Below are 18,912 nucleotides of genomic sequence, written 5' to 3'. Positions count from 1 at the left end.
TAAAATCGGAAGAACTGAACGGGAAATCAGTCTCTTCCTCAAATGGAGATTATGATGAAAAAAATAAAACAACTAGTCATGGCGGTCTTAGCCTTGGTCTTGACTTTTTCCGGCCTTCCAGTCGTATCGGCTGATACAACGACCTACACCATCCAACTGACTGGAACGACAGCTGGTCACACTTACGATGTTTATCAGATTTTTTCAGGGAGTTTAGATGCTAGCAACACCTTAACCAATATCGAATGGGGCTCAGCAATTAATCAAGGGAATATTGAATTTTACATGGGGACAGCAAGTGCGAAAGCTGCCAGCCTCAGTGGAAAAGCTAATGACTCTGAAGAAGCAAAGACCTTTGCACAAGACATCATCCAATACTTAACGTACGGACCTACTAAGGTAGTTTCTAGTGAGGACGGAACAACAACTATTTCTGACTTAGAGCCGGGTTACTACTTGATTAGAGACAGATATAATTCGTTGGCTGGTAAAGAAGGAGAAAGCTATACTCAGTTTATGTTACTCGTTTCAAAGGATACTAATGTAGCAATAAAATCAAGTTTACCAACCATTACTAAAAAGGTTAAGGCAAGTGACTCCAATACCTACTCTTCAGCGACTGACTATGCGATTGGCGACAAGGTTTACTTTGAGCTAACTGCAACTCTTCCGAGTAACTATGCTGATTATCCTTCCTATCAGTTGGTCATCGATGATATCATGCCACCAGGTATGGCTTATAATTATGATGCTCAGGTTATTCTAAAAAACGGCAATATAGAGACAGATGTTACAAGTAGATTTAACACTTACATCTATCAGGCAGGTCAAGGCATTAGATTAAATATTGTTAATCACTATCTAGATCGATTGAGCGACGTAACAATAACAGCTTCAAGTAAGTTTATCATTCGTTATAGTACGACGCTTGGAGATAAAGCTATCACTGGGGTAGCTGGTAATGAAAATACAGTGAGCTTGACTTACTTAAACGAGCCAAACGAAAAAAATTCTAATTCTACAGCAAAAACACCTGATAGTAAAGCCAAGGTTTACACCTACCAGCTGAAAGTAAATAAGGTCAAAGAAAATCAAGACCCTCTAGCTGGTGCAGGATTTACTCTTTATAAGAAGGTCAATAACCAATACACTGAGATTAAAAAGTTTGAAGCCGGATCTGAGACCACTTTTGATTTTAAGGGACTTGATTCTGGTGCCTACAAGCTAGTTGAAAGTACTGTTCCAGCAGGTTACAATGCTATGAAAGATATCGAGTTTACCATTTCAGGTACAATCGACTCCACAGGAGCTTTGACAAACCTGACAGCAACTTCAGCAACCGCAAGCTTTGAGACCGATGTCAATACTGGTATTATCACCCTGAAAGTGGTCAATAAGCAAGGTGCCCTTCTGCCAAACACAGGTGGCATCGGAACGACTATTCTTTACCTAGTTGGTACAAGTCTGGTTCTTGGAGCAGGCCTGCTCTTTGTAGTCAAAAAACGTGTTTCAACAAAATAAAAGGAGAACTAGAGGAAGTGATGAATGTTTCATTCATCTCCTTCCTAAAATGGAGATTAAAATGAAAAAAGTAAAACAACTAGTCATGACCGTCTTGGTCTTTATCCTGACTTTTGCAGGGCTACCGGTCGTATCGGCTGATACAACGACCTACACCATCCAACTGACCGGAACGACAACGGGTCATACTTACGAAGTCTATCATATTTTTTCAGGAACTTTAGATGCTAGCAACACCTTGACCAATATCGAGTGGGGTCCTGGGGTTACTGGAGCAGGTAGAACTCATTTTGGAGATGCTTCTGATAAAGCAGCTTCTTTGAGTGGTAAGCAAAATGATTCTGCGGAGGCCAAAGCCTTTGCCCAAGAATTGAATCAATATTTATCAGGTGCAGGTGTAACAAACGTTAAATCCCAGCAAGGAACGACAACCATTTCAGGACTAAAACCTGGTTACTATCTTATTAAGGATAGTAGGGGATCATTGAATAGTAGAAGTGGTCAAGCCTATACTAGATTTATGTTGCAAGTGGCCAAGGATACAACTGTAGCCGTGAAAGCAGATGTTCCAACTCTTACAAAACAAGTTCAAGCTAATGGTTCTCAAAATTATACTGCAGCGACGGAGTATAGAATCGGACAAAACATTCCTTTCCAAATTACCGCAACTCTTCCAAGCAACTATGCTGAATTTCCGCAATATGTATTTACAATCAAGGATACGATTCCTGCTGGAATGACCTATAATAATGATGCTCGAGTTTATCTAAAAGAAGGTGGAACTGAAAAAGACATTTCAACATTTTTCCCAATTTCCTATACAGGAAATGTCATTACGATAACTGCTGGTGATCTTAAAGGCAATCAAGAAGTAACAGCATCTAGTAAGATTGTCGTTCGCTACACTGCGAGTTTAAACAATTATCCTATAATGGGTGGGGTAGGAAATCCTAATATAGCTAGCCTGACCTATTCAAATGATCCAAATGGAAATAATTCTTCAACTACTGAAACTCCTGAAACCAAGGCTAATGTCTATACCTACCAGCTGACAGTGAATAAGGTCAAAGAAAACCAAGCAGCTCTTGCTGGTGCAGGATTTACTCTTTATAAGAAGGTCAATAACCAATACACTGAGATTAAAAAGTTTGAAGCTGGATCAAACAGCAGATTTGATTTTATGGGGCTGGATTCGGGTGACTACAAGCTTGTGGAAAGTACAGTTCCAGTGGGCTACAATGCTATGAAAGATGTCGAGTTTACCATTTCAGGAACGATTGACTCCACAGGAGCTTTGACAAATCTGACAGCAACTTCAGCAACCGCGACATTTGATTCTAATGTCAATACTGGTTTAATCACCCTGAAAGTGGTCAATAAGCGAGGTGCTCTTCTGCCAAACACAGGTGGCATCGGAACGACTATCCTTTATCTAGTCGGCACAAGTCTGGTTCTCGGAGCAGGAGTGCTAATGATTATTAGGAAACGTGCAAACTCCAACTAATGTCTGGAGGAAAGGAAGAGGTAGATGAAGTAGGCTATCTATTTTCCTTTCTAATGCGACTGAATGAATATTATGAAAAAACATCTTATTAATTTTTTACTAATTTTATTTCTAATCAGTGGCATAGGCTTATTGCTTTATCCCACTGTAAGTGATCTTTGGAATTCTTATCATCAGTCGCAAGCTATTTCAAACTATGAGAATAAAGTAGAAAAGCTAGACACGAGTAAAGCAGATGAGATGAGAGCGACTTCAGAGTTCTATAACCAAACCCTCGAAAAAGGAGTTGTCCCTAACTATCGTCTTTCAGAGGAAGAAAAAAAGACCTACAATAGCCTATTAGATGTTACAGGGACTGGCATTATGGCTTATGTGGAAATTCCCACGCTAGGAACCAACCTTCCCATTTACCATGGGACGGATGATGCTATTTTGCAAGTAGCAATTGGGCATATTCCAGGAAGTTCACTGCCGGTTGGCGGTCAAGGGACTCACTCAGTTATATCAGGCCACCGAGGTTTGCCATCAGCCAAACTGTTTACTGACATTGACAAATTAAAAAATGGCGATCGTTTTATGATCCATGTCTTGGGAAAGACTATCACCTATCAAGTGGAACAGATTTTGATAGTTGAGCCGGATGATGTTTCTTCATTGGCTATTGACCCAGAGCAGGATTATTGTACACTGGTTACCTGTACCCCTTACGGGATAAATAGTCACCGCTTGTTGGTGAGAGGTCACCGAGTTCCGAATGAGGAAAAAGCATCTAAGTCAAGTAAGAAGAAAGACTCCATTCCTTGTCTTTACATTCTGATCTTCCTTCTAGTCCTTGTACTTATTTTGATACTATTGTTTTGGATCCTTCATCGTAGAAGGGAAAAGAAAAGAGCCGAGCTTCGTCGTCAAACGGGTTTACGCTCAGCTGTTTACCGCAAACGGAACAAAAAGGGACGCCATGCAAAATGACTTATGGCAATAAGAGTAGTTATGTGAGAACTAATGAAGAAGGTTGTTCCTTTTTTATCGAAATAACAGGACCTTTTTCTTAAAAATGCTCACACGATAAGACACTTAGTCTTGATATTTTACTCTTACAAAAAAGCGACTGGCACAAGATTTGTCTCAGTCGCTTTTTATTACTAATAATTCAAAAACTGCTCGATTTCCTGCTTTTCAATCTGTTTGCCGTGCTGGCAGACTGGGCAGGTGAGGTAATGTTTTCTACCGTAAGGAAAGGTAGGAATCCAATAGAGTGTAAACTTTCGGCCGGTTTCAATAATGTCCCAAGGTGCGACGTTGTGGCAGTTGGCACACTCGATATTGCTTTGGGTCTGTCCTACGTTTTTCTGATAACCTTTATATCCCCAGATAATCATATTGATTTCCCTCCTTTATTGGTTGGGCGGCAAGCTTATTTGCTGAAGTCATAGTCCTTGATAATCTCGATTTTTTCAATCTTGATATCTTTTTTAGGCTTGTCATTATCGTCTGTTTCTGCAGCAGCGATTTTGTCCACCACATCCATACCTTCCAACACTTGGCCAAATACGGTATAAGCTCCGCCATCTAAAGTAGGATTTCCACCGTTTTTATAGGCTTCGATGATTTTAGCTGGGAAGGAATCCGTAGACATTTGGCTAGTCAAATCTTTCTTGCTTTGATTGATGAAGAACTGACTGCCATTGGTACCAGGGCCTGCATTAGCCATGGATAGGGCACCACGAATATTATAGAGATATGGAGAATACTCATTTTTAAAGCCGTTTCCAGGGTCTTTAGACTTGTCTTTTCCCTTCCAGATAGACTCGCCTCCAGTGCCGTTGCCTTTAGGATCTCCGGTCTGAATCATAAATTCATTGATGACGCGGTGGAATATAATGCCGTCATAATAGCCTTCCTTAGCATGGGTCAGGAAGTTTTCAACGGCTAGTGGGGCTTGTTTTGGAAAGAGCTTGATGCGGATATCGCCTTCAGTCGTTATCAACTTGACTTCCGCTTCATCTTCAGCAACTTCTGTAGATAGCTGCGGAAAATTGGCATTTTCGTTGGTCATGGCATCCTTGAATTGCTCACGGAGTTTGCTGGTTTCCTCTGGGTCAGAGCTAGAGCTCACTAGCGAAGAACTGCTGGATGAGTTGGAGGAGCTAGTAGTCTCCTCTTTCTTACCTTTACCAGAGCAGCCAGCCAAGACAAGTCCTGATAAGAGACTAATAAGAAGAATTTTTTTCATATAAGACCTTTCTCGCATTAGATTGTAAACTACTGATATTTTACTACAATTAAGCTAGTTTTTCAAACCCTCCTGTGTCAGACAATCCAGGAGCAGATTTTTAAGTCCTGCTGGCTGTAAGTTCAGGCCACGAATTGCTTCTATATCTAGCCATTCAGGCTGATAGAGATTCTGGGCATGACTGCGAAGGGCTTCCTCGCCCTGAATCATTGGAACTGATGTATGGCCGATAGTGGCATGGAAATAGATTTCTAGGCGTTGGCCATTTCTGAAAGTAAAGCCTGGCTGCAGCTGCTTTTCAGACAAGCTCCAACCCAGCTCTTCCTGAATTTCTCGTTGAGCTGCTTGGACTGCAGTCTCACCTGACTCGGCCCGGCCGCCCGGTATCACAGAATACTCTTCTCCATTTTTACAGCGGTGGATGAGCAGTATCTGCTTGGATTGGTTATTGAAAAGAATAACTCCAGCTCGCATTATCTTTCTCCTCCTATATTTTTACTGTTTACTAATTAGACATTCCCTCTATTCTACCACAAGAACAAGAGTTTTGCTTGGACTTTCTAAAAGAATGGTAGAGAGATCACATTTATCTTGATAAGATTAAGTTTCAAATACAGAAGAAGTTAATAGTAGACAGTCTTGTGCATCATGAAAGAATATGGTAAAATAAATAGATTAAAAATAGTAAGGAGTGTTTTCCATGGAGAAAAGACTGACAAGAGATGTCAAAAACAAGAAAATCGCTGGTGTATGTGCTGGTATCGCAAATTACTTTGATTTAGATCCAACCTTGGTTCGTGTTATTTGGATTCTTTTGGTCTGTGTGGCAGGCACAGGTGTCTTGGCTTACTTGATTGCTTGGGCGGTTATGCCAGAAGATTCAAGTGCAGAAGCTTAATAAGGATTGCGTGATAGTGAAATGAGAACTGGTTAGCCCAGTTCTTTTTACGTGGATAAATAAGTTTTTTGCTTTGGATCTAGATAAAAGATTTCTCATCCAAGGCTCAAATATGGTATAATAAGGGTTATGGCAACTAAGAAAAACACGAAAAAAGGCCGGACAACTCGTCGGCCGACAAAAGCAGAATTAGAAAGACAAAAAGCAATAAAGAGAATGATTGCCACCTTTGTGCTGGCCCTTATTCTTTTGTTTGCAGCAATTAAGCTGGGTGCCTTTGGAGTCACTATTTATAATATGATTCGCCTCTTGGTGGGAAGCTTGGCTTATCTGGCTATTCTGGCCAGCTTTGGCTATCTCTTTTTTTTCAAGTGGCTGCACAAGCACGAGGGGACGGTTTCAGGATTTATCAGCCTCTTTTTGGGACTGGAGTTAATTTTCCAAGCTTATTTTGTCAGTGTGTTGAAGCTAGAAGGGGCAGCTGTCTTATCCACAACTCTAGGCAGGATCCTGACTGATTTGACAGCCTTTAAGGTTAGCTCCTTCGCGGGTGGCGGCCTGCTGGGCTCTCTCCTATACGCGCCTATCTCTTTCCTTTTTTCAAATATCGGTTCTTATTTCTTCGGCCTGCTCCTCATTCTTTTGGGCGGTCTGCTTATGAGCCCTTGGTCTATCTATGACATTTCAGAAAAGGCTATGGCAGCATTTCAAAATTGGAGAGAGAAGCAGGAAGAAAAGCGGCAGCTCCGTTTCTTGGAGCAGGAAGAAAAAGCTGCACAGGCAGCTATGCAAGCCATTGAAGTAGAGCAAGAAGAAGCCGAAGTCGATCCTGAAACAGGAGAGATTTTAGATGATGAGGACTTGTCAGATACAGCTGTGGACTTTGACGAAGCGGACTATGAGGAACTGGGAGAGTATGACCCTCATGAGCCTCTGGACTTTGGTCGCGAAGAAGAGACGGACGAGACAGATGTAGACGTTGAAGTGGACTTTACTGCCAAGGAAAGTCTGGACTACAAGCTGCCGACCATCAATCTCTTTGCGCCCGACAAGCCTAAGAATCAGTCCAAAGAAAAGCGCATTGTTCGAGATAATATCAAAATTTTGGAAGAGACCTTTGCTAGTTTTGGGATAAAGGCTGCTGTTGAGAGGGCTGAAATCGGACCTTCCGTCACTAAGTACGAGGTCAAGCCAGCTGTTGGTGTTCGGGTCAATCGGATTTCCAATCTGGCTGATGACTTGGCTCTTGCCCTAGCTGCCAAGGATGTACGGATTGAGGCACCAATTCCTGGGAAATCTCTTGTCGGAATTGAAGTGCCCAATTCTGAAGTTGCGACCGTGACTTTCCGAGAACTTTGGGAACAGTCGAAAACGGATGCCAGCAAGCTCCTAGAAATCCCACTTGGGAAGGCTGTCAACGGCTCTGTCCGCTCCTTTGACTTGGCTAAGATGCCCCATCTCTTGGTAGCGGGCTCTACTGGCTCTGGTAAATCTGTGGCTGTCAACGGCATTATTGCCAGCATTCTCATGAAGGCCAGACCGGATGAAGTCAAGTTTATGATGGTGGATCCTAAGATGGTGGAGCTATCTGTTTATAATGACATTCCCCACTTGCTTATCCCTGTTGTGACCAATCCACGTAAAGCTAGCCGTGCACTCCAGAAGGTTGTAGACGAGATGGAAAACCGCTATGAACTCTTCTCCAAGGTCGGTGCCCGTAATATTGCTGGCTACAATGCTAAAGTAGCTGAGTACAATGCTCAGTCAGAATATAAGCAGATTCCCCTGCCTCTAATCGTCGTCATCGTTGACGAGCTGGCTGACCTCATGATGGTAGCTAGCAAGGAAGTGGAAGATGCCATTATCCGGTTGGGACAAAAAGCGCGTGCGGCTGGGATTCACATGATTCTGGCTACCCAGCGACCATCTGTAGATGTTATCTCCGGATTGATTAAGGCCAATGTACCCTCTCGGATTGCCTTTGCTGTGTCCAGCGGGACAGACAGTCGGACCATTCTGGATGAAAATGGAGCAGAAAAGCTCTTGGGTCGTGGGGATATGCTCTTTAAGCCTATTGATGAAAACCATCCGGTTCGTTTGCAGGGCTCCTTTATCTCAGATGAAGATGTGGAGCGAATAGTAGCCTTTGTCAAGAACCAAGCTGAAGCAGACTACGATGATAGCTTTGATCCTGGTGAAGTATCTGAAAGTGATTTGGATACTGGCGGGGCAGATGATGGAGGAGATCCGCTCTTTGAAGAAGCCAAGGCCTTGGTTATCGAGACTCAGAAAGCCAGCGCATCTATGATTCAGCGGCGACTCTCGGTCGGCTTTAACCGGGCCACTCGCCTTATGGAAGAACTTGAAGCGGCAGGCGTTATCGGTCCAGCCGAGGGGACCAAGCCGAGAAAGGTTTTGCAGACAAACTGATTCTAATTTCACTAGTCTGCTAGCAAGATAACCATTTGATAAAAACAAATCTGCCAGCAGCCAGCCAGCAGATTTTCTCTACTTAACATTACATTGCCAAAGAAAGGAAAAGAAGGTATGAAACTAGACACTATTCACCACATAGCTATTATTGGTCATGATTATGGCAAAACTAAAACCTTTTATGTGGACAAGCTGGGCTTTGAGCAGCTGGATGAGCACCATCGGCCAGAAAAGCAGGATATTCTCTTTAATGTCTGTAAGGGAAATCTAACTCTAGAGATTTTCATCAAGAAAGAAGCACCCAAGCGGCCAGCCTTGCCACATCCTGAGCATACAGGTCTGCGACACCTGGCCTTCCGAGTGACAAATGTCGAAGAATGCTTAGCGGAATTTGACCGTTTGGAGATTCCTCATACCGAGCTGCGCTACGACGACTTTGACGGCCGTAAGATGGCTTTCTTCTTTGATCCGGATGGCCTGCCTCTGGAGATTCACGAATAAAACTAGGAAAATCGGGAGGTCCTTCTTTCACGGCAAAAGAACGACTTGTAAGTCCCGCATATGAAAACCCCATCGGCTAACTCGTGACCGATGGGGTTTATTTTACATTGTTACAAAAAGAGCCCGATGACCATGGCTAGGTACATGAAGAAGGTTAGGAGAAATCCTGCCCGCCAGAAGAACTTAAAGAACTTAGGATAGTAGAAGCTCCGTTTTTTCTTGAGAAAATAGATGGTGATGGCGATAGCGAGAACTGAGAGAGCCAGGGTCAGCTGGGGCAGCAAGCTATGATAGTAGGCCTTGTCTGAAATGATATAAAATTCCACAACAAAAAGCGGAAAAGCCAAGTCCGCAAAGTTTAAACCGTATTTTCTTAATTGAAAAACTCGCACTGTAATAGTGGTTAAAATCAATGTTAAAAAGATAAATAAAATCGAAGCAATCTTTAATAGTGTCATAAGATTATTTTACCACAAAAAATTCAAAAAAGAAGATAAAATTCCTTGCATTTAACAAAGTTTAGTGTATAATAGAAAGGTATGCGAAAAGCATACTTGTGGGAGGTAAAAATCTTTATTTACCGCCAAAACCACAAAGGAGGATTTAAAAATGGCTAAAAAAGTCGAAAAACTTGTAAAATTGCAAATCCCTGCTGGTAAAGCTACTCCAGCTCCACCAGTTGGTCCTGCGCTTGGTCAAGCCGGTATCAACATCATGGGATTCACTAAGGAGTTCAACGCTCGTACAGCTGATCAAGCTGGTATGATTATTCCAGTTGTTATCTCAGTATACGAAGACAAATCATTCACTTTCGTGACTAAAACTCCGCCAGCTGCTGTTCTTTTGAAGAAAGCTGCAGGTGTTGAAAAAGGTTCTGGTGAGCCAAACAAAACGAAAGTTGCAACAGTTACTCGTGCGCAAGTACAAGAAATTGCTGAAACTAAGATGCCAGATTTGAACGCTGCAAACATCGAGTCTGCAATGCGTATGATTGAAGGTACTGCTCGTTCTATGGGATTCTCTGTTGTTGACTAATCAATAACACTCATCCCATTTGCCCGCATTACACTTGATCAGATTGACGAGTGACGTGGGAGATGAAAATCGATTGAACCACTTACAAGGAGAAAGATAAAATGGCTAAAAAAAGCAAACAACTTCGTGCTGCTCTTGAAAAAATCGACAGCACAAAAGCATACAGCGTAGAAGAAGCTGTAGCACTTGCAAAAGAAACTAACTTTGCAAAATTCGACGCAACTGTAGAAGTTGCTTACAACTTGAACATCGACGTTAAAAAAGCTGACCAACAAATCCGTGGCGCAATGGTATTGCCAAACGGAACTGGTAAAACTTCACGTGTTCTTGTTTTCGCACGTGGTGCTAAAGCAGAAGAAGCGAAAGCTGCTGGTGCAGACTTCGTTGGTGAAGATGACCTCGTTGCAAAAATCAACGACGGTTGGTTGGACTTTGACGTAGTAATCGCTACACCTGACATGATGGCACTTGTGGGTCGCCTTGGACGTGTCCTTGGACCTCGTAACTTGATGCCAAACCCTAAGACTGGTACTGTAACAATGGACGTTGCAAAAGCAGTTGAAGAGTCTAAAGGTGGTAAGATTACTTACCGTGCAGACCGTGCAGGTAACGTACAAGCTATCATTGGTAAAGTTTCATTTGAAGCTGACAAGTTGGTTGAAAACTTCAAAGCTTTCAACGACACAATCCAAAAAGCAAAACCAGCTACTGCTAAAGGTACTTACGTAACGAACCTGACTATCACTACTACACAAGGTGTTGGTATCAAGGTTGACGTAAACTCGCTTTAAGAAGAATATAAATGGAACTGCCTCCGGGTAGTTCTTTTTTTGAAATAAAAATGATGATAGCGGTTACAATTGTAAAGAAACATGTTATAATAATATCGAATCAATTTATTTTATAACAAAAGGAGACGGTGTAATGAAAAAAGATCAGAACCAGCTAACCTGGCTGATGGTATCTCTGATTGCTTTTAATATGGTCTGGGGTCTGGGCAATGTGGTTAATAACTACTCCCAGCAGGGCATTTCGGTAATTGTTTCTTGGATTCTTATCCTAGCTATTTACTTTATTCCCTATGCCCTCATCGTGGGGCAGCTTGGATCGACTTTCAAGGAGAGTGGAGGCGGTGTCAGTGACTGGGTGGAGAAAACCTCTACCAAGCGGCTGGCTTATTTTGCGGCCTGGACTTACTGGGTGGTGCATATTCCTTATCTGGCTCAAAAGCCACAGGGAGTTTTGATTCCGCTGGGCTGGGCTCTTCAGGGGAATGGCGACTTTTTGAGCAGTCTTGATATTCACTGGATCGTTATTCTTAGCTTGCTGATTTTTGGTGCCTTTCTCTACTTGTCTACCAAGGGACTGTCCACGCTCAAGGTGATTGGGGGGCTAGCTGGCAGTGCCATGCTGATTATGTCCTTCCTATTTGTTCTCTTAGCAGTTGGTGCGCCTTTTATCAAGCCTGACATGCAGTTTGCGACGGCCAATATGGATAAGCTTAGCACTTACATTCCCAACTTTGATTTTTCTTATTTCACGACCATCTCCCTCTTAGTCTTTGCGGTTGGTGGAGCTGAGAAAATTTCGCCTTACGTTAATCAAACACGCAATCCAGCCAAGGAATTTCCAAAGGGGATGATTGTCATGGCTGTCATGGTTGGAGCATCTGCTATCCTGGGCTCTCTGGCTATGGGCATGCTTTTTGATGGCAGCAATATTCCTGAGGATCTGATGCGAAACGGTGCTTACCAAGCCTTCCAAAAGCTGGGCAACTATTGGGGCGTGGGCAATGTACTAGTAGTCATCTATGCTCTGACCAATATGGTTGGACAGATTGCTGCACTGGCTTTCTCTATTGATGCGCCTCTGCAAATCATGCTCAATAATGCTGATGAAGGGTTTGTCCCAAGCTGGCTGCGAAAGCGGACATCAAAAGGTGTCCTCATTAACGGTTACATCTTGACAGGGATTTTAGTTAGCTTCTTGATTATTCTGCCTATCTTTGGAATCAAAGAAATTGACGGCTTGGTCAAATGGATGACCAATCTCAACTCCATCGTTATGCCCATGCGGTATCTCTGGGTATTCCTGGCCTACATGATGTTGAACAAGGCCTGGAAGAAGTACAAGGATGCCGAGTACAAGTTTACCAAAAATCCAAAAGTTGGCTTTGCCATCGGAGCTTGGTGCTTCCTCTTTACAGCCTTTGCCTGCATCTTAGGGATGGTTCCCAAAGTAGACTATGCAACAGATCCAGCTGGCTGGCAATTCTCTCTCTTGACTAATATTTTGACCCCAATCGTCTTAATCAGTCTGGGTGTTATTCTACCAATTTTAGCTAAGCGGGAAAAGAAACAGTCGCTCAAGTAGTGAGTGGACCTAGCAAAAGATGATTGAAATATTCATTCCCAGTCCTATCTGATGATGGGGCTGGTTTTTGATAAATTATGCTGAAAAATAGCTTAGTAGAATGATTGAATTCAACCACTGAATTCGCTATAATTAATAAGAATGATTCGCAATGAAATAGGGAAAGATGTTAGGAGAAATGATGAATCAGAAGAAAAGTGTTATTTTAGCTGGAGATTATGGTTATATTCGTCAGATTGAGACAACTATAAAGTCCTTATGTTGTTACCATGAAGATTTAGCTATCTATGTCTTTAATCAAGATATTCCTCAGGAATGGTTTATCAACATTCGGAGAAAGGTCAAAGGGACAGGGAATGATCTGGTTGACATCAAACTTTTACGGGACGATTTTAGGCAGAATTGGGAAGAATCAACCTACCACCATATCAACTATATGGCATATGCCCGCTATTTTATTCCAGAATATGTAAAGACTGACCGATCCCTCTATTTAGACTGTGACTTGATTGTTACTCAAAACTTGGACCATTTGTTTGAACTTGACTTAGAAGATTATTATATCGCTGCTGTTCGGGCCACTTTTGGCCTAGGGATTGGTTTTAACTCAGGTGTTATGCTTATCAATAATAAGCGCTGGCGAGAAGAGAATATTTCTCAGCAATTGGTAGAGCTGACTGATCGGGAAATTCCTACAGTTTTGGAAGGTGATCAGAGTATTTTGAATATGCTCTTTGGTGACCAGTATTTGAAGTTAGAGGATAACTACAATTTTCAGATTGGTTTTGATATGGGTGCTTCCCAGTATGGACATGACTTTGTCTTTGATATACCTCTGTCTCCTCTACCGGCTATTGTTCACTACATATCTGCTTTAAAGCCGTGGAATCTTCTGACCAATATGAGACTGCGAGAATTATGGTGGTTTTATAATGATCTAGAATGGTCCTCTATCATTTCCAGTAAGGATATTAAAGGCCTGAGTAATCATGACCGAGGTCTTGGCCAAGTCTATAACAAGGAGTTATTGACCTTGACCAATAGCGACTCTTTAGAAAAAATTGAAGAATTGGTTCAAGCTTTACCTGATTGTCTTTTCCACATAGCTGCTTATTCAGATATGTCTGATCGTTTGGTTAGTCTTTTAAGATATGAGAATGTTCGCCTACATCGTTTAGTCTTGCCGATTCTTTTAAAGCGTTTAATGGAGTCTTGTGATATTTATTTAGACATCAACCATGGTAATAAATTCCAAGATTTTCTAGAGATGGTTGAACAGAAAGGAAAGCCTATTTTCGCTTTTGATTCTACGAAAACAGAAGGAATCTCAGAAAGAGTCTTTGCCTCTAATAGTTACCAAGAAATGGTAGAAGCTATCCGGGCCTACTCTGACTGACACACCTCTGGGTATGATTTTTTGAGTAGTTCAAGTTAGGCTAGTCCTATCTGATGATGGGGCTGGTTTTTTTGTGAAATGAGCTTGTTTGCTCTGCTATTTTACAAAAAGGAAAAAAGAAAAATTTCAGTGATTTAACTATATAAAAATCTCAAAATGTGGTAAAATAGTACAGATAAAATAAGGAGTAAAAAAATGGTAGAACCTAAGTATAAGCGTATTTTGATTAAGTTGTCGGGTGAAGCTCTTGCCGGTGAAAAAGGCGTTGGTATTGATATTCAAACCGTTCAGAAGATGGCGGAAGAAATCAAAGAAGTTCACGATTTGGGAGTTCAGATTGCTCTGGTTATCGGAGGTGGAAACCTTTGGCGGGGTGAACCGGCAGCAGAAGCGGGCATGGACCGCGTGCAGGCCGACTATACTGGTATGTTGGGCACTGTCATGAATGCGCTGGTAATGGCGGATTCGCTGCAGCAGGTAGGTGTTGATACGCGCGTGCAGACAGCGATTGCTATGCAGCAGGTGGCTGAACCTTACATCCGTGGTCGGGCTCTTCGTCATCTGGAAAAAGGCCGTATCGTCATTTTCGGTGCAGGCATTGGTTCTCCTTATTTCTCAACCGATACAACCGCTGCCTTGCGCTCAGCAGAGATTGAAGCAGATGCGATTCTCATGGCTAAAAATGGCGTGGAGGGTGTATATAATGCCGATCCTAAGAAAGACAAGACCGCCGTTAAGTTTGATGAGCTGACCCACCGGGATGTCATCAGCAAGGGACTGCGGATCATGGACTCAACGGCTTCGACCCTGTCTATGGACAATGACATTGACTTGGTTGTCTTTAACATGAATGAGCCAGGCAATATCAAACGCGTTGTTATCGGTGAGCAAATCGGAACAACAGTATCAAATAATTTATAAGAACGGAGATTAGAAACTCATGGCAAATGCAATTGTAGAAAAAGCAAAAGAAAGAATGACCCACTCGCACCAAAGTTTGGCTCGTGAATTTGGCAGCATCCGTGCAGGCCGCGCCAATGCCAGCCTTTTGGACCGCATCCATGTTGAGTACTATGGAGTAGAAACTCCGCTCAACCAAATCGCTTCGATTACGATTCCGGAAGCGCGTGTTCTTTTGGTGACACCTTTTGACAAGTCTTCTATCAAGGACATTGAGCGTGCGCTTAATGCTTCTGACCTCGGAATTACGCCAGCCAGCGATGGCTCTGTGATTCGTCTGGTCATTCCAGCCCTGACAGAGGAAACCCGCCGGGACTTGGCTAAAGAAGTGAAAAAGGTTGGTGAAAATGCTAAAGTTGCAATCCGTAACATCCGCCGCGATGCTATGGACGACGCTAAGAAGCAGGAAAAAGCCAAAGAAATCACTGAAGATGAATTGAAGACCTTGGAAAAGGATATTCAAAAAGTAACGGACGATGCTGTCAAACATATCGATGATATGACAGCAAACAAAGAAAAAGAACTTTTAGAAGTTTAACATTTTTATCAGAATCAAAACTCAGTTGGCTTTGGCTGACTGAGTTGTTTTAACATCAAAAATCCTTGCCCGGTTTGAAGAAGCAAGGTAGAAAATAGGTCTATATGAATACAAATCTTGCCAGCTTCATCGTGGGTATCATCACGGATGAAAATGATCGCTTTTACTTTGTTCAAAAGGACGGTCAGGTTTACGCTCTTTCTAAGGAAGAGGGGGCGCATGAGCTGGGGCAGTCTGTCAAAGGCTTTGCCTACAGCGATATGAAGCAGAAGCTTCGTCTGACAACTCTTGAAGTCACGGCTACTCAAGACCAGTTTGGCTGGGGAACCGTAACGGAGGTTCGCAAGGATCTAGGCGTCTTTGTCGATACCGGTCTGCCGGATAAGCAGATCGTCGTGTCATTAGATATCTTGCCAGAGATCAAGGAACTCTGGCCTAAGAAGGGCGACCGCCTTTACATCCGTCTGGAAGTAGATAAGAAAGACCGCATCTGGGGCCAACTGGCTTATCAGGAGGATTTCCAGCGTTTGGCTCGTCCTGCTTATAATAACATGCAGAACCAAAACTGGCCAGCCATTGTTTATCGTCTCAAGCTTTCTGGCACTTTTGTCTACCTGCCGGAGAATAATATGCTGGGCTTCATTCATCCGAGTGAGCGCTATGCAGAGCCACGTCTAGGGCAGGTCTTGGACGCGCGGGTGATTGGCTTCCGTGAAGTAGACCGAACTCTTAATCTCTCGCTTAAGCCTCGCTCCTTTGAAATGCTGGAAAACGATGCCCAAATGATTCTGACCTACCTGGAGAGCAATGGCGGCTTTATGACTTTGAACGACAAGTCTTCTCCAGACGACATCAAGGCTACCTTTGGCATTTCCAAAGGCCAGTTTAAAAAAGCTCTTGGTGGGCTGATGAAAGCTGGTAAAATCAAGCAGGACCCGACTGGAACGGAGTTGGTGTGAGGATAAAGAATCACGTATCTAGAGCTGATGCTTGGAAGAATACAATCTTAAAGAAATGAAAGGAACCTATGAGAAAATCTTTTTACAGCTGGCTGATGACAGAGCGCAATCCTAAGAGTAAGGAGCCCAAGGCTATTTTGGCGGACTTAGCTTTTCAGGATACAGCCTTTCCCAAGCATACGGATGATTTTGATGAGGTCAGTCGTTTTCTGGAGGAGCATGCAAATTTTTCCTTTAACCTTGGTGAGTTCGATGCTATTTGGGAAGAGTATCAGGCCCATTAAGTGGATAGTGGCTAGGGATAGTCATTTTCTGCTTGCTTTGATATAATGAAGGTAATTCATTCAAAAAAATAAAATAGAGAGGTTCTTTGTTTGCAGGAACATTCAGTAGAATTAAAACTGGGCCATCCAGATGATGCCTTTCATCTTTTTGGCTCTAATGAACGCCATCTGCGCTTGATGGAACAGGAATTAAAGGTCACCATCCATGCCCGAACCGAGATTGTGCAGATTTTGGGCACAAAGGCTGCCTGCGAGGAGACTCGACAGGTCATTCAGGCTCTGTTGGTCTTGGTCAATCGTGGCATGACCATCGGTACTCCCGATGTTGTGACAGCCATTACCATGGTTAAAAATGACGAAATTGATAAGTTTGTAGCTCTTTACGAAGAAGAGATTATCAAGGACAGCTATGGCAAGCCAATTCGGGTCAAGACACTTGGCCAGAAAATTTATGTGGATAGTGTTAAAAATCATGATATTGTCTTTGGGATTGGTCCAGCCGGGACAGGGAAGACTTTTCTTGCGGTGACCTTGGCGGTGACAGCTCTCAAACGTGGGCAGGTCAAGCGAATCATCCTGACAAGGCCAGCGGTAGAAGCAGGTGAGAGTTTGGGCTTTCTGCCTGGTGACCTTAAGGAAAAGGTGGATCCTTATCTGCGACCGGTCTATGATGCCTTGAATCAGATTTTGGGCAAGGACCAGACAACGCGCCTTATGGAGCGAGAAATCATTGAGATTGCACCTTTAGCCTATATGCGTGGGCGGACGCTGGATGATGCCTTTGTGATACTAGACGAAGCTCAGAACACCACCATCATGCAGATGAAGATGTTTCTGACACGGCTGGGATTCCAGTCCAAGATGATTGTCAATGGAGATATCAGTCAGGTTGACCTGCCTCGCAATGTTAAGTCGGGGCTCATTGATGCTCAGGAGAAATTAAAGAACATCTCCCAGATCGACTTTGTGCATTTCTCAGCTAAGGATGTCGTTCGTCATCCAGTGGTGGCGGAGATTATCCGAGCTTATGAACCAACTCCTGTTAAAGAGGCTGCAACTGAGCCAGAAGAAATGGAATAGCATACGAAAAGAGCAGATTTATTTCTGCTCTTTTTGTGAGATTAATTTTAAAGTTGAAATAATCAACTAAACGAGTTCGTCAATAGAAGTGTAGTCTTTGTTGAGGCCTTCAGCAACTGGTTGACTGGTGATATGACCTTGGTAGGTTGTGACACCTTGGCGCAGACCTTGGTCATCTGCAATGGCTTGTTTGAAGCCTTTTCCTGCCAAAGCCTCTACATAAGGAAGGGTGACATTGGTCAAGGCGATAGTAGAAGTGCGGGCTACGGCACCAGGAATATTAGCAACTGCATAGTGGAGGACACCATGTTTTTCGTAAACAGGCTCGGTGTGAGTCGTTACGCGGTCAGCAGTTTCAATAACACCGCCTTGGTCAACGGCTACGTCAACAATAACAGAGCCTGGACGCATTTGCTTAACCATATCGTCTGTCACCAGTTTTGGAGCTTTAGCACCTGGAATGAGGACAGCGCCAATCACGACATCTGCCTCTCGAACGCTAGCTTCGATATTGAACGGATTAGACATGAGGGTCTGGATTTGATGACCAAAGACATCTTCTAAGACAGACAGACGCTTAGCGCTGATATCCAGAATAGTCACTTGAGCACCCAGTCCTAGAGCGATACGAGCGGCATGGGTCCCTACGACACCGCCACCGATGATGGTTACTTTCCCTTTCGGAACGCCCGGTACGCCACCGAGAAGTACGCCAGATCCACCTTCGCGCTTAGTCAGGAAGTGGGCTCCGATTTGGACAGCCATCCGTCCAGCTACCTCACTCATAGGTACCAAGAGTGGCAGTTGTCCATCTTGATCGCGAACGGTTTCGTAAGCCAGACCAGTTGTCTTAGCACTTGTCATAGCATCTGCTAGTTCAGGAGCGGCAGCCATGTGCAGGTAGGTAAAGAGCAAGAGATCGTCGCGGAGGAAGGCATATTCAGCTGCCAGAGGTTCTTTGACCTTGACCACTAGCTCAGCTGCCCAAGCTTCTGCAGCAGTAGGGACGATTTTTGCACCTTGCTTTTGGTAGTCTGCATCTGTAAAACCAGATCCCAACCCCGCATTAGTCTCAATCAGAACTTCATGGCCTTTACCAACGAGGCTATGAACACCAGCTGGTGTCAGAGCGACACGATTTTCATTGTTTTTGATTTCTTTTGGAATACCGATTAACATAAAAATATGCTCCTTTTT

20 protein-coding genes are annotated in these 18,912 nt (G+C 43.3%); 15 read left to right on the top strand and 5 right to left on the bottom strand.

Features of this window, described 5'->3' with window-relative positions; genetic code table 11:
- The first annotated feature begins 54 nt into the window (after positions 1-54).
- The 3 genes from SSV_RS07620 (at position 55) to SSV_RS07610 (ending at position 3,994) form a co-directional block, all read left to right on the top strand.
- Positions 55-1,521, top strand: coding sequence for a SpaA isopeptide-forming pilin-related protein (locus SSV_RS07620; RefSeq protein WP_072074329.1), 1,467 nt, complete (start codon positions 55-57; stop codon positions 1,519-1,521).
- A 61-nt stretch (positions 1,522-1,582) separates the two neighbouring features.
- Entirely contained in the window at positions 1,583-3,025 is a 1,443-nt protein-coding gene (locus SSV_RS07615; protein ID WP_072074328.1) for an isopeptide-forming domain-containing fimbrial protein, read from the top strand.
- A 72-nt stretch (positions 3,026-3,097) separates the two neighbouring features.
- Positions 3,098-3,994 (top strand): class C sortase, encoded by an 897-nt coding sequence (locus SSV_RS07610; RefSeq protein ID WP_072074327.1) that lies wholly within the window; start codon positions 3,098-3,100, stop codon positions 3,992-3,994.
- 173 nt (positions 3,995-4,167) lie between these two features.
- On the opposite strand, the gene SSV_RS07605 is transcribed toward SSV_RS07610, so the two are convergent.
- The 3 genes from SSV_RS07605 to SSV_RS07595 are packed head-to-tail and all read right to left on the bottom strand — an operon-like array spanning position 4,168 to position 5,732.
- Positions 4,168-4,404 (bottom strand): zinc-ribbon domain-containing protein, encoded by a 237-nt coding sequence (locus SSV_RS07605; RefSeq protein ID WP_002897142.1) that lies wholly within the window; start codon positions 4,402-4,404, stop codon positions 4,168-4,170.
- A gap of 35 nt (positions 4,405-4,439) precedes the next feature.
- Entirely contained in the window at positions 4,440-5,258 is an 819-nt protein-coding gene (locus SSV_RS07600) for a peptidylprolyl isomerase (RefSeq protein ID WP_072074326.1), read from the bottom strand.
- A gap of 54 nt (positions 5,259-5,312) precedes the next feature.
- Positions 5,313-5,732: an NUDIX domain-containing protein gene (locus SSV_RS07595; RefSeq protein WP_072074325.1), complete on the bottom strand. Its 420-nt coding sequence runs from the start codon at positions 5,730-5,732 to the stop codon at positions 5,313-5,315.
- 226 nt (positions 5,733-5,958) lie between these two features.
- Between SSV_RS07595 and SSV_RS07590 the strand changes: the two genes are divergently transcribed.
- The 3 genes from SSV_RS07590 to gloA2 all read left to right on the top strand — a co-directional run bounded on the left by SSV_RS07590 (position 5,959) and on the right by gloA2 (position 9,090).
- Positions 5,959-6,156: a PspC domain-containing protein gene (locus SSV_RS07590; RefSeq protein ID WP_072074324.1), complete on the top strand. Its 198-nt coding sequence runs from the start codon at positions 5,959-5,961 to the stop codon at positions 6,154-6,156.
- Positions 6,157-6,285: 129 nt separating this feature from the next.
- Complete coding sequence (locus SSV_RS07585; protein WP_072074323.1) at positions 6,286-8,586, top strand: DNA translocase FtsK; 2,301 nt, start codon at positions 6,286-6,288, stop codon at positions 8,584-8,586.
- A 117-nt stretch (positions 8,587-8,703) separates the two neighbouring features.
- Complete coding sequence (gene gloA2 / locus SSV_RS07580; protein ID WP_072074322.1) at positions 8,704-9,090, top strand: SMU1112c/YaeR family gloxylase I-like metalloprotein; 387 nt, start codon at positions 8,704-8,706, stop codon at positions 9,088-9,090.
- Positions 9,091-9,200: 110 nt separating this feature from the next.
- On the opposite strand, the gene SSV_RS07575 is transcribed toward gloA2, so the two are convergent.
- Complete coding sequence (locus SSV_RS07575; RefSeq protein ID WP_002897148.1) at positions 9,201-9,548, bottom strand: DUF3397 domain-containing protein; 348 nt, start codon at positions 9,546-9,548, stop codon at positions 9,201-9,203.
- 151 nt (positions 9,549-9,699) lie between these two features.
- On the opposite strand from SSV_RS07575, the gene rplK reads away from it, so the two are divergent.
- The 9 genes from rplK to SSV_RS07530 all read left to right on the top strand — a co-directional run bounded on the left by rplK (position 9,700) and on the right by SSV_RS07530 (position 17,715).
- Entirely contained in the window at positions 9,700-10,125 is a 426-nt protein-coding gene (gene rplK, locus SSV_RS07570) for a 50S ribosomal protein L11 (protein ID WP_072074321.1), read from the top strand.
- Between the two features lie 101 nt (positions 10,126-10,226).
- Positions 10,227-10,916 carry a 50S ribosomal protein L1 gene (rplA, locus tag SSV_RS07565; RefSeq protein ID WP_002894855.1) on the top strand — a complete coding sequence of 230 codons (690 nt, stop codon included), beginning with the start codon at positions 10,227-10,229 and terminating at the stop codon, positions 10,914-10,916.
- A gap of 133 nt (positions 10,917-11,049) precedes the next feature.
- A complete protein-coding gene (locus SSV_RS07560) occupies positions 11,050-12,498 on the top strand; it encodes an APC family permease (RefSeq protein WP_072074320.1) in 1,449 nt (482 codons plus the stop codon).
- A gap of 181 nt (positions 12,499-12,679) precedes the next feature.
- Positions 12,680-13,894, top strand: a complete 1,215-nt coding sequence (locus tag SSV_RS07555) for a glycosyltransferase (protein ID WP_072074319.1) — start codon at positions 12,680-12,682, stop codon at positions 13,892-13,894.
- A 195-nt stretch (positions 13,895-14,089) separates the two neighbouring features.
- Positions 14,090-14,815 carry a UMP kinase gene (gene pyrH / locus SSV_RS07550; protein ID WP_072074318.1) on the top strand — a complete coding sequence of 242 codons (726 nt, stop codon included), beginning with the start codon at positions 14,090-14,092 and terminating at the stop codon, positions 14,813-14,815.
- Positions 14,816-14,834: 19 nt separating this feature from the next.
- A complete protein-coding gene (frr, locus tag SSV_RS07545) occupies positions 14,835-15,392 on the top strand; it encodes a ribosome recycling factor (protein WP_072074317.1) in 558 nt (185 codons plus the stop codon).
- 104 nt (positions 15,393-15,496) lie between these two features.
- Positions 15,497-16,351 carry an RNA-binding virulence regulatory protein CvfB gene (cvfB, locus tag SSV_RS07540; protein WP_002897151.1) on the top strand — a complete coding sequence of 285 codons (855 nt, stop codon included), beginning with the start codon at positions 15,497-15,499 and terminating at the stop codon, positions 16,349-16,351.
- Positions 16,352-16,419: 68 nt separating this feature from the next.
- A complete protein-coding gene (locus tag SSV_RS07535; protein WP_002894860.1) occupies positions 16,420-16,635 on the top strand; it encodes a YozE family protein in 216 nt (71 codons plus the stop codon).
- Between the two features lie 90 nt (positions 16,636-16,725).
- Positions 16,726-17,715: a PhoH family protein gene (locus tag SSV_RS07530; RefSeq protein ID WP_141640140.1), complete on the top strand. Its 990-nt coding sequence runs from the start codon at positions 16,726-16,728 to the stop codon at positions 17,713-17,715.
- Positions 17,716-17,781: 66 nt separating this feature from the next.
- On the opposite strand, the gene ald is transcribed toward SSV_RS07530, so the two are convergent.
- Positions 17,782-18,894 carry an alanine dehydrogenase gene (gene ald, locus SSV_RS07525; protein ID WP_072074316.1) on the bottom strand — a complete coding sequence of 371 codons (1,113 nt, stop codon included), beginning with the start codon at positions 18,892-18,894 and terminating at the stop codon, positions 17,782-17,784.
- Between the last annotated feature and the right edge of the window lie 18 nt (positions 18,895-18,912).

The organism is Streptococcus sanguinis (genome assembly GCF_001078705.1).
In the GTDB taxonomy this organism is placed as follows: domain Bacteria; phylum Bacillota; class Bacilli; order Lactobacillales; family Streptococcaceae; genus Streptococcus; species Streptococcus sanguinis_D.
Note: the sequence above shows the minus strand (reverse complement) of the source record. Positions and strands in the feature narration are given on the sequence as shown.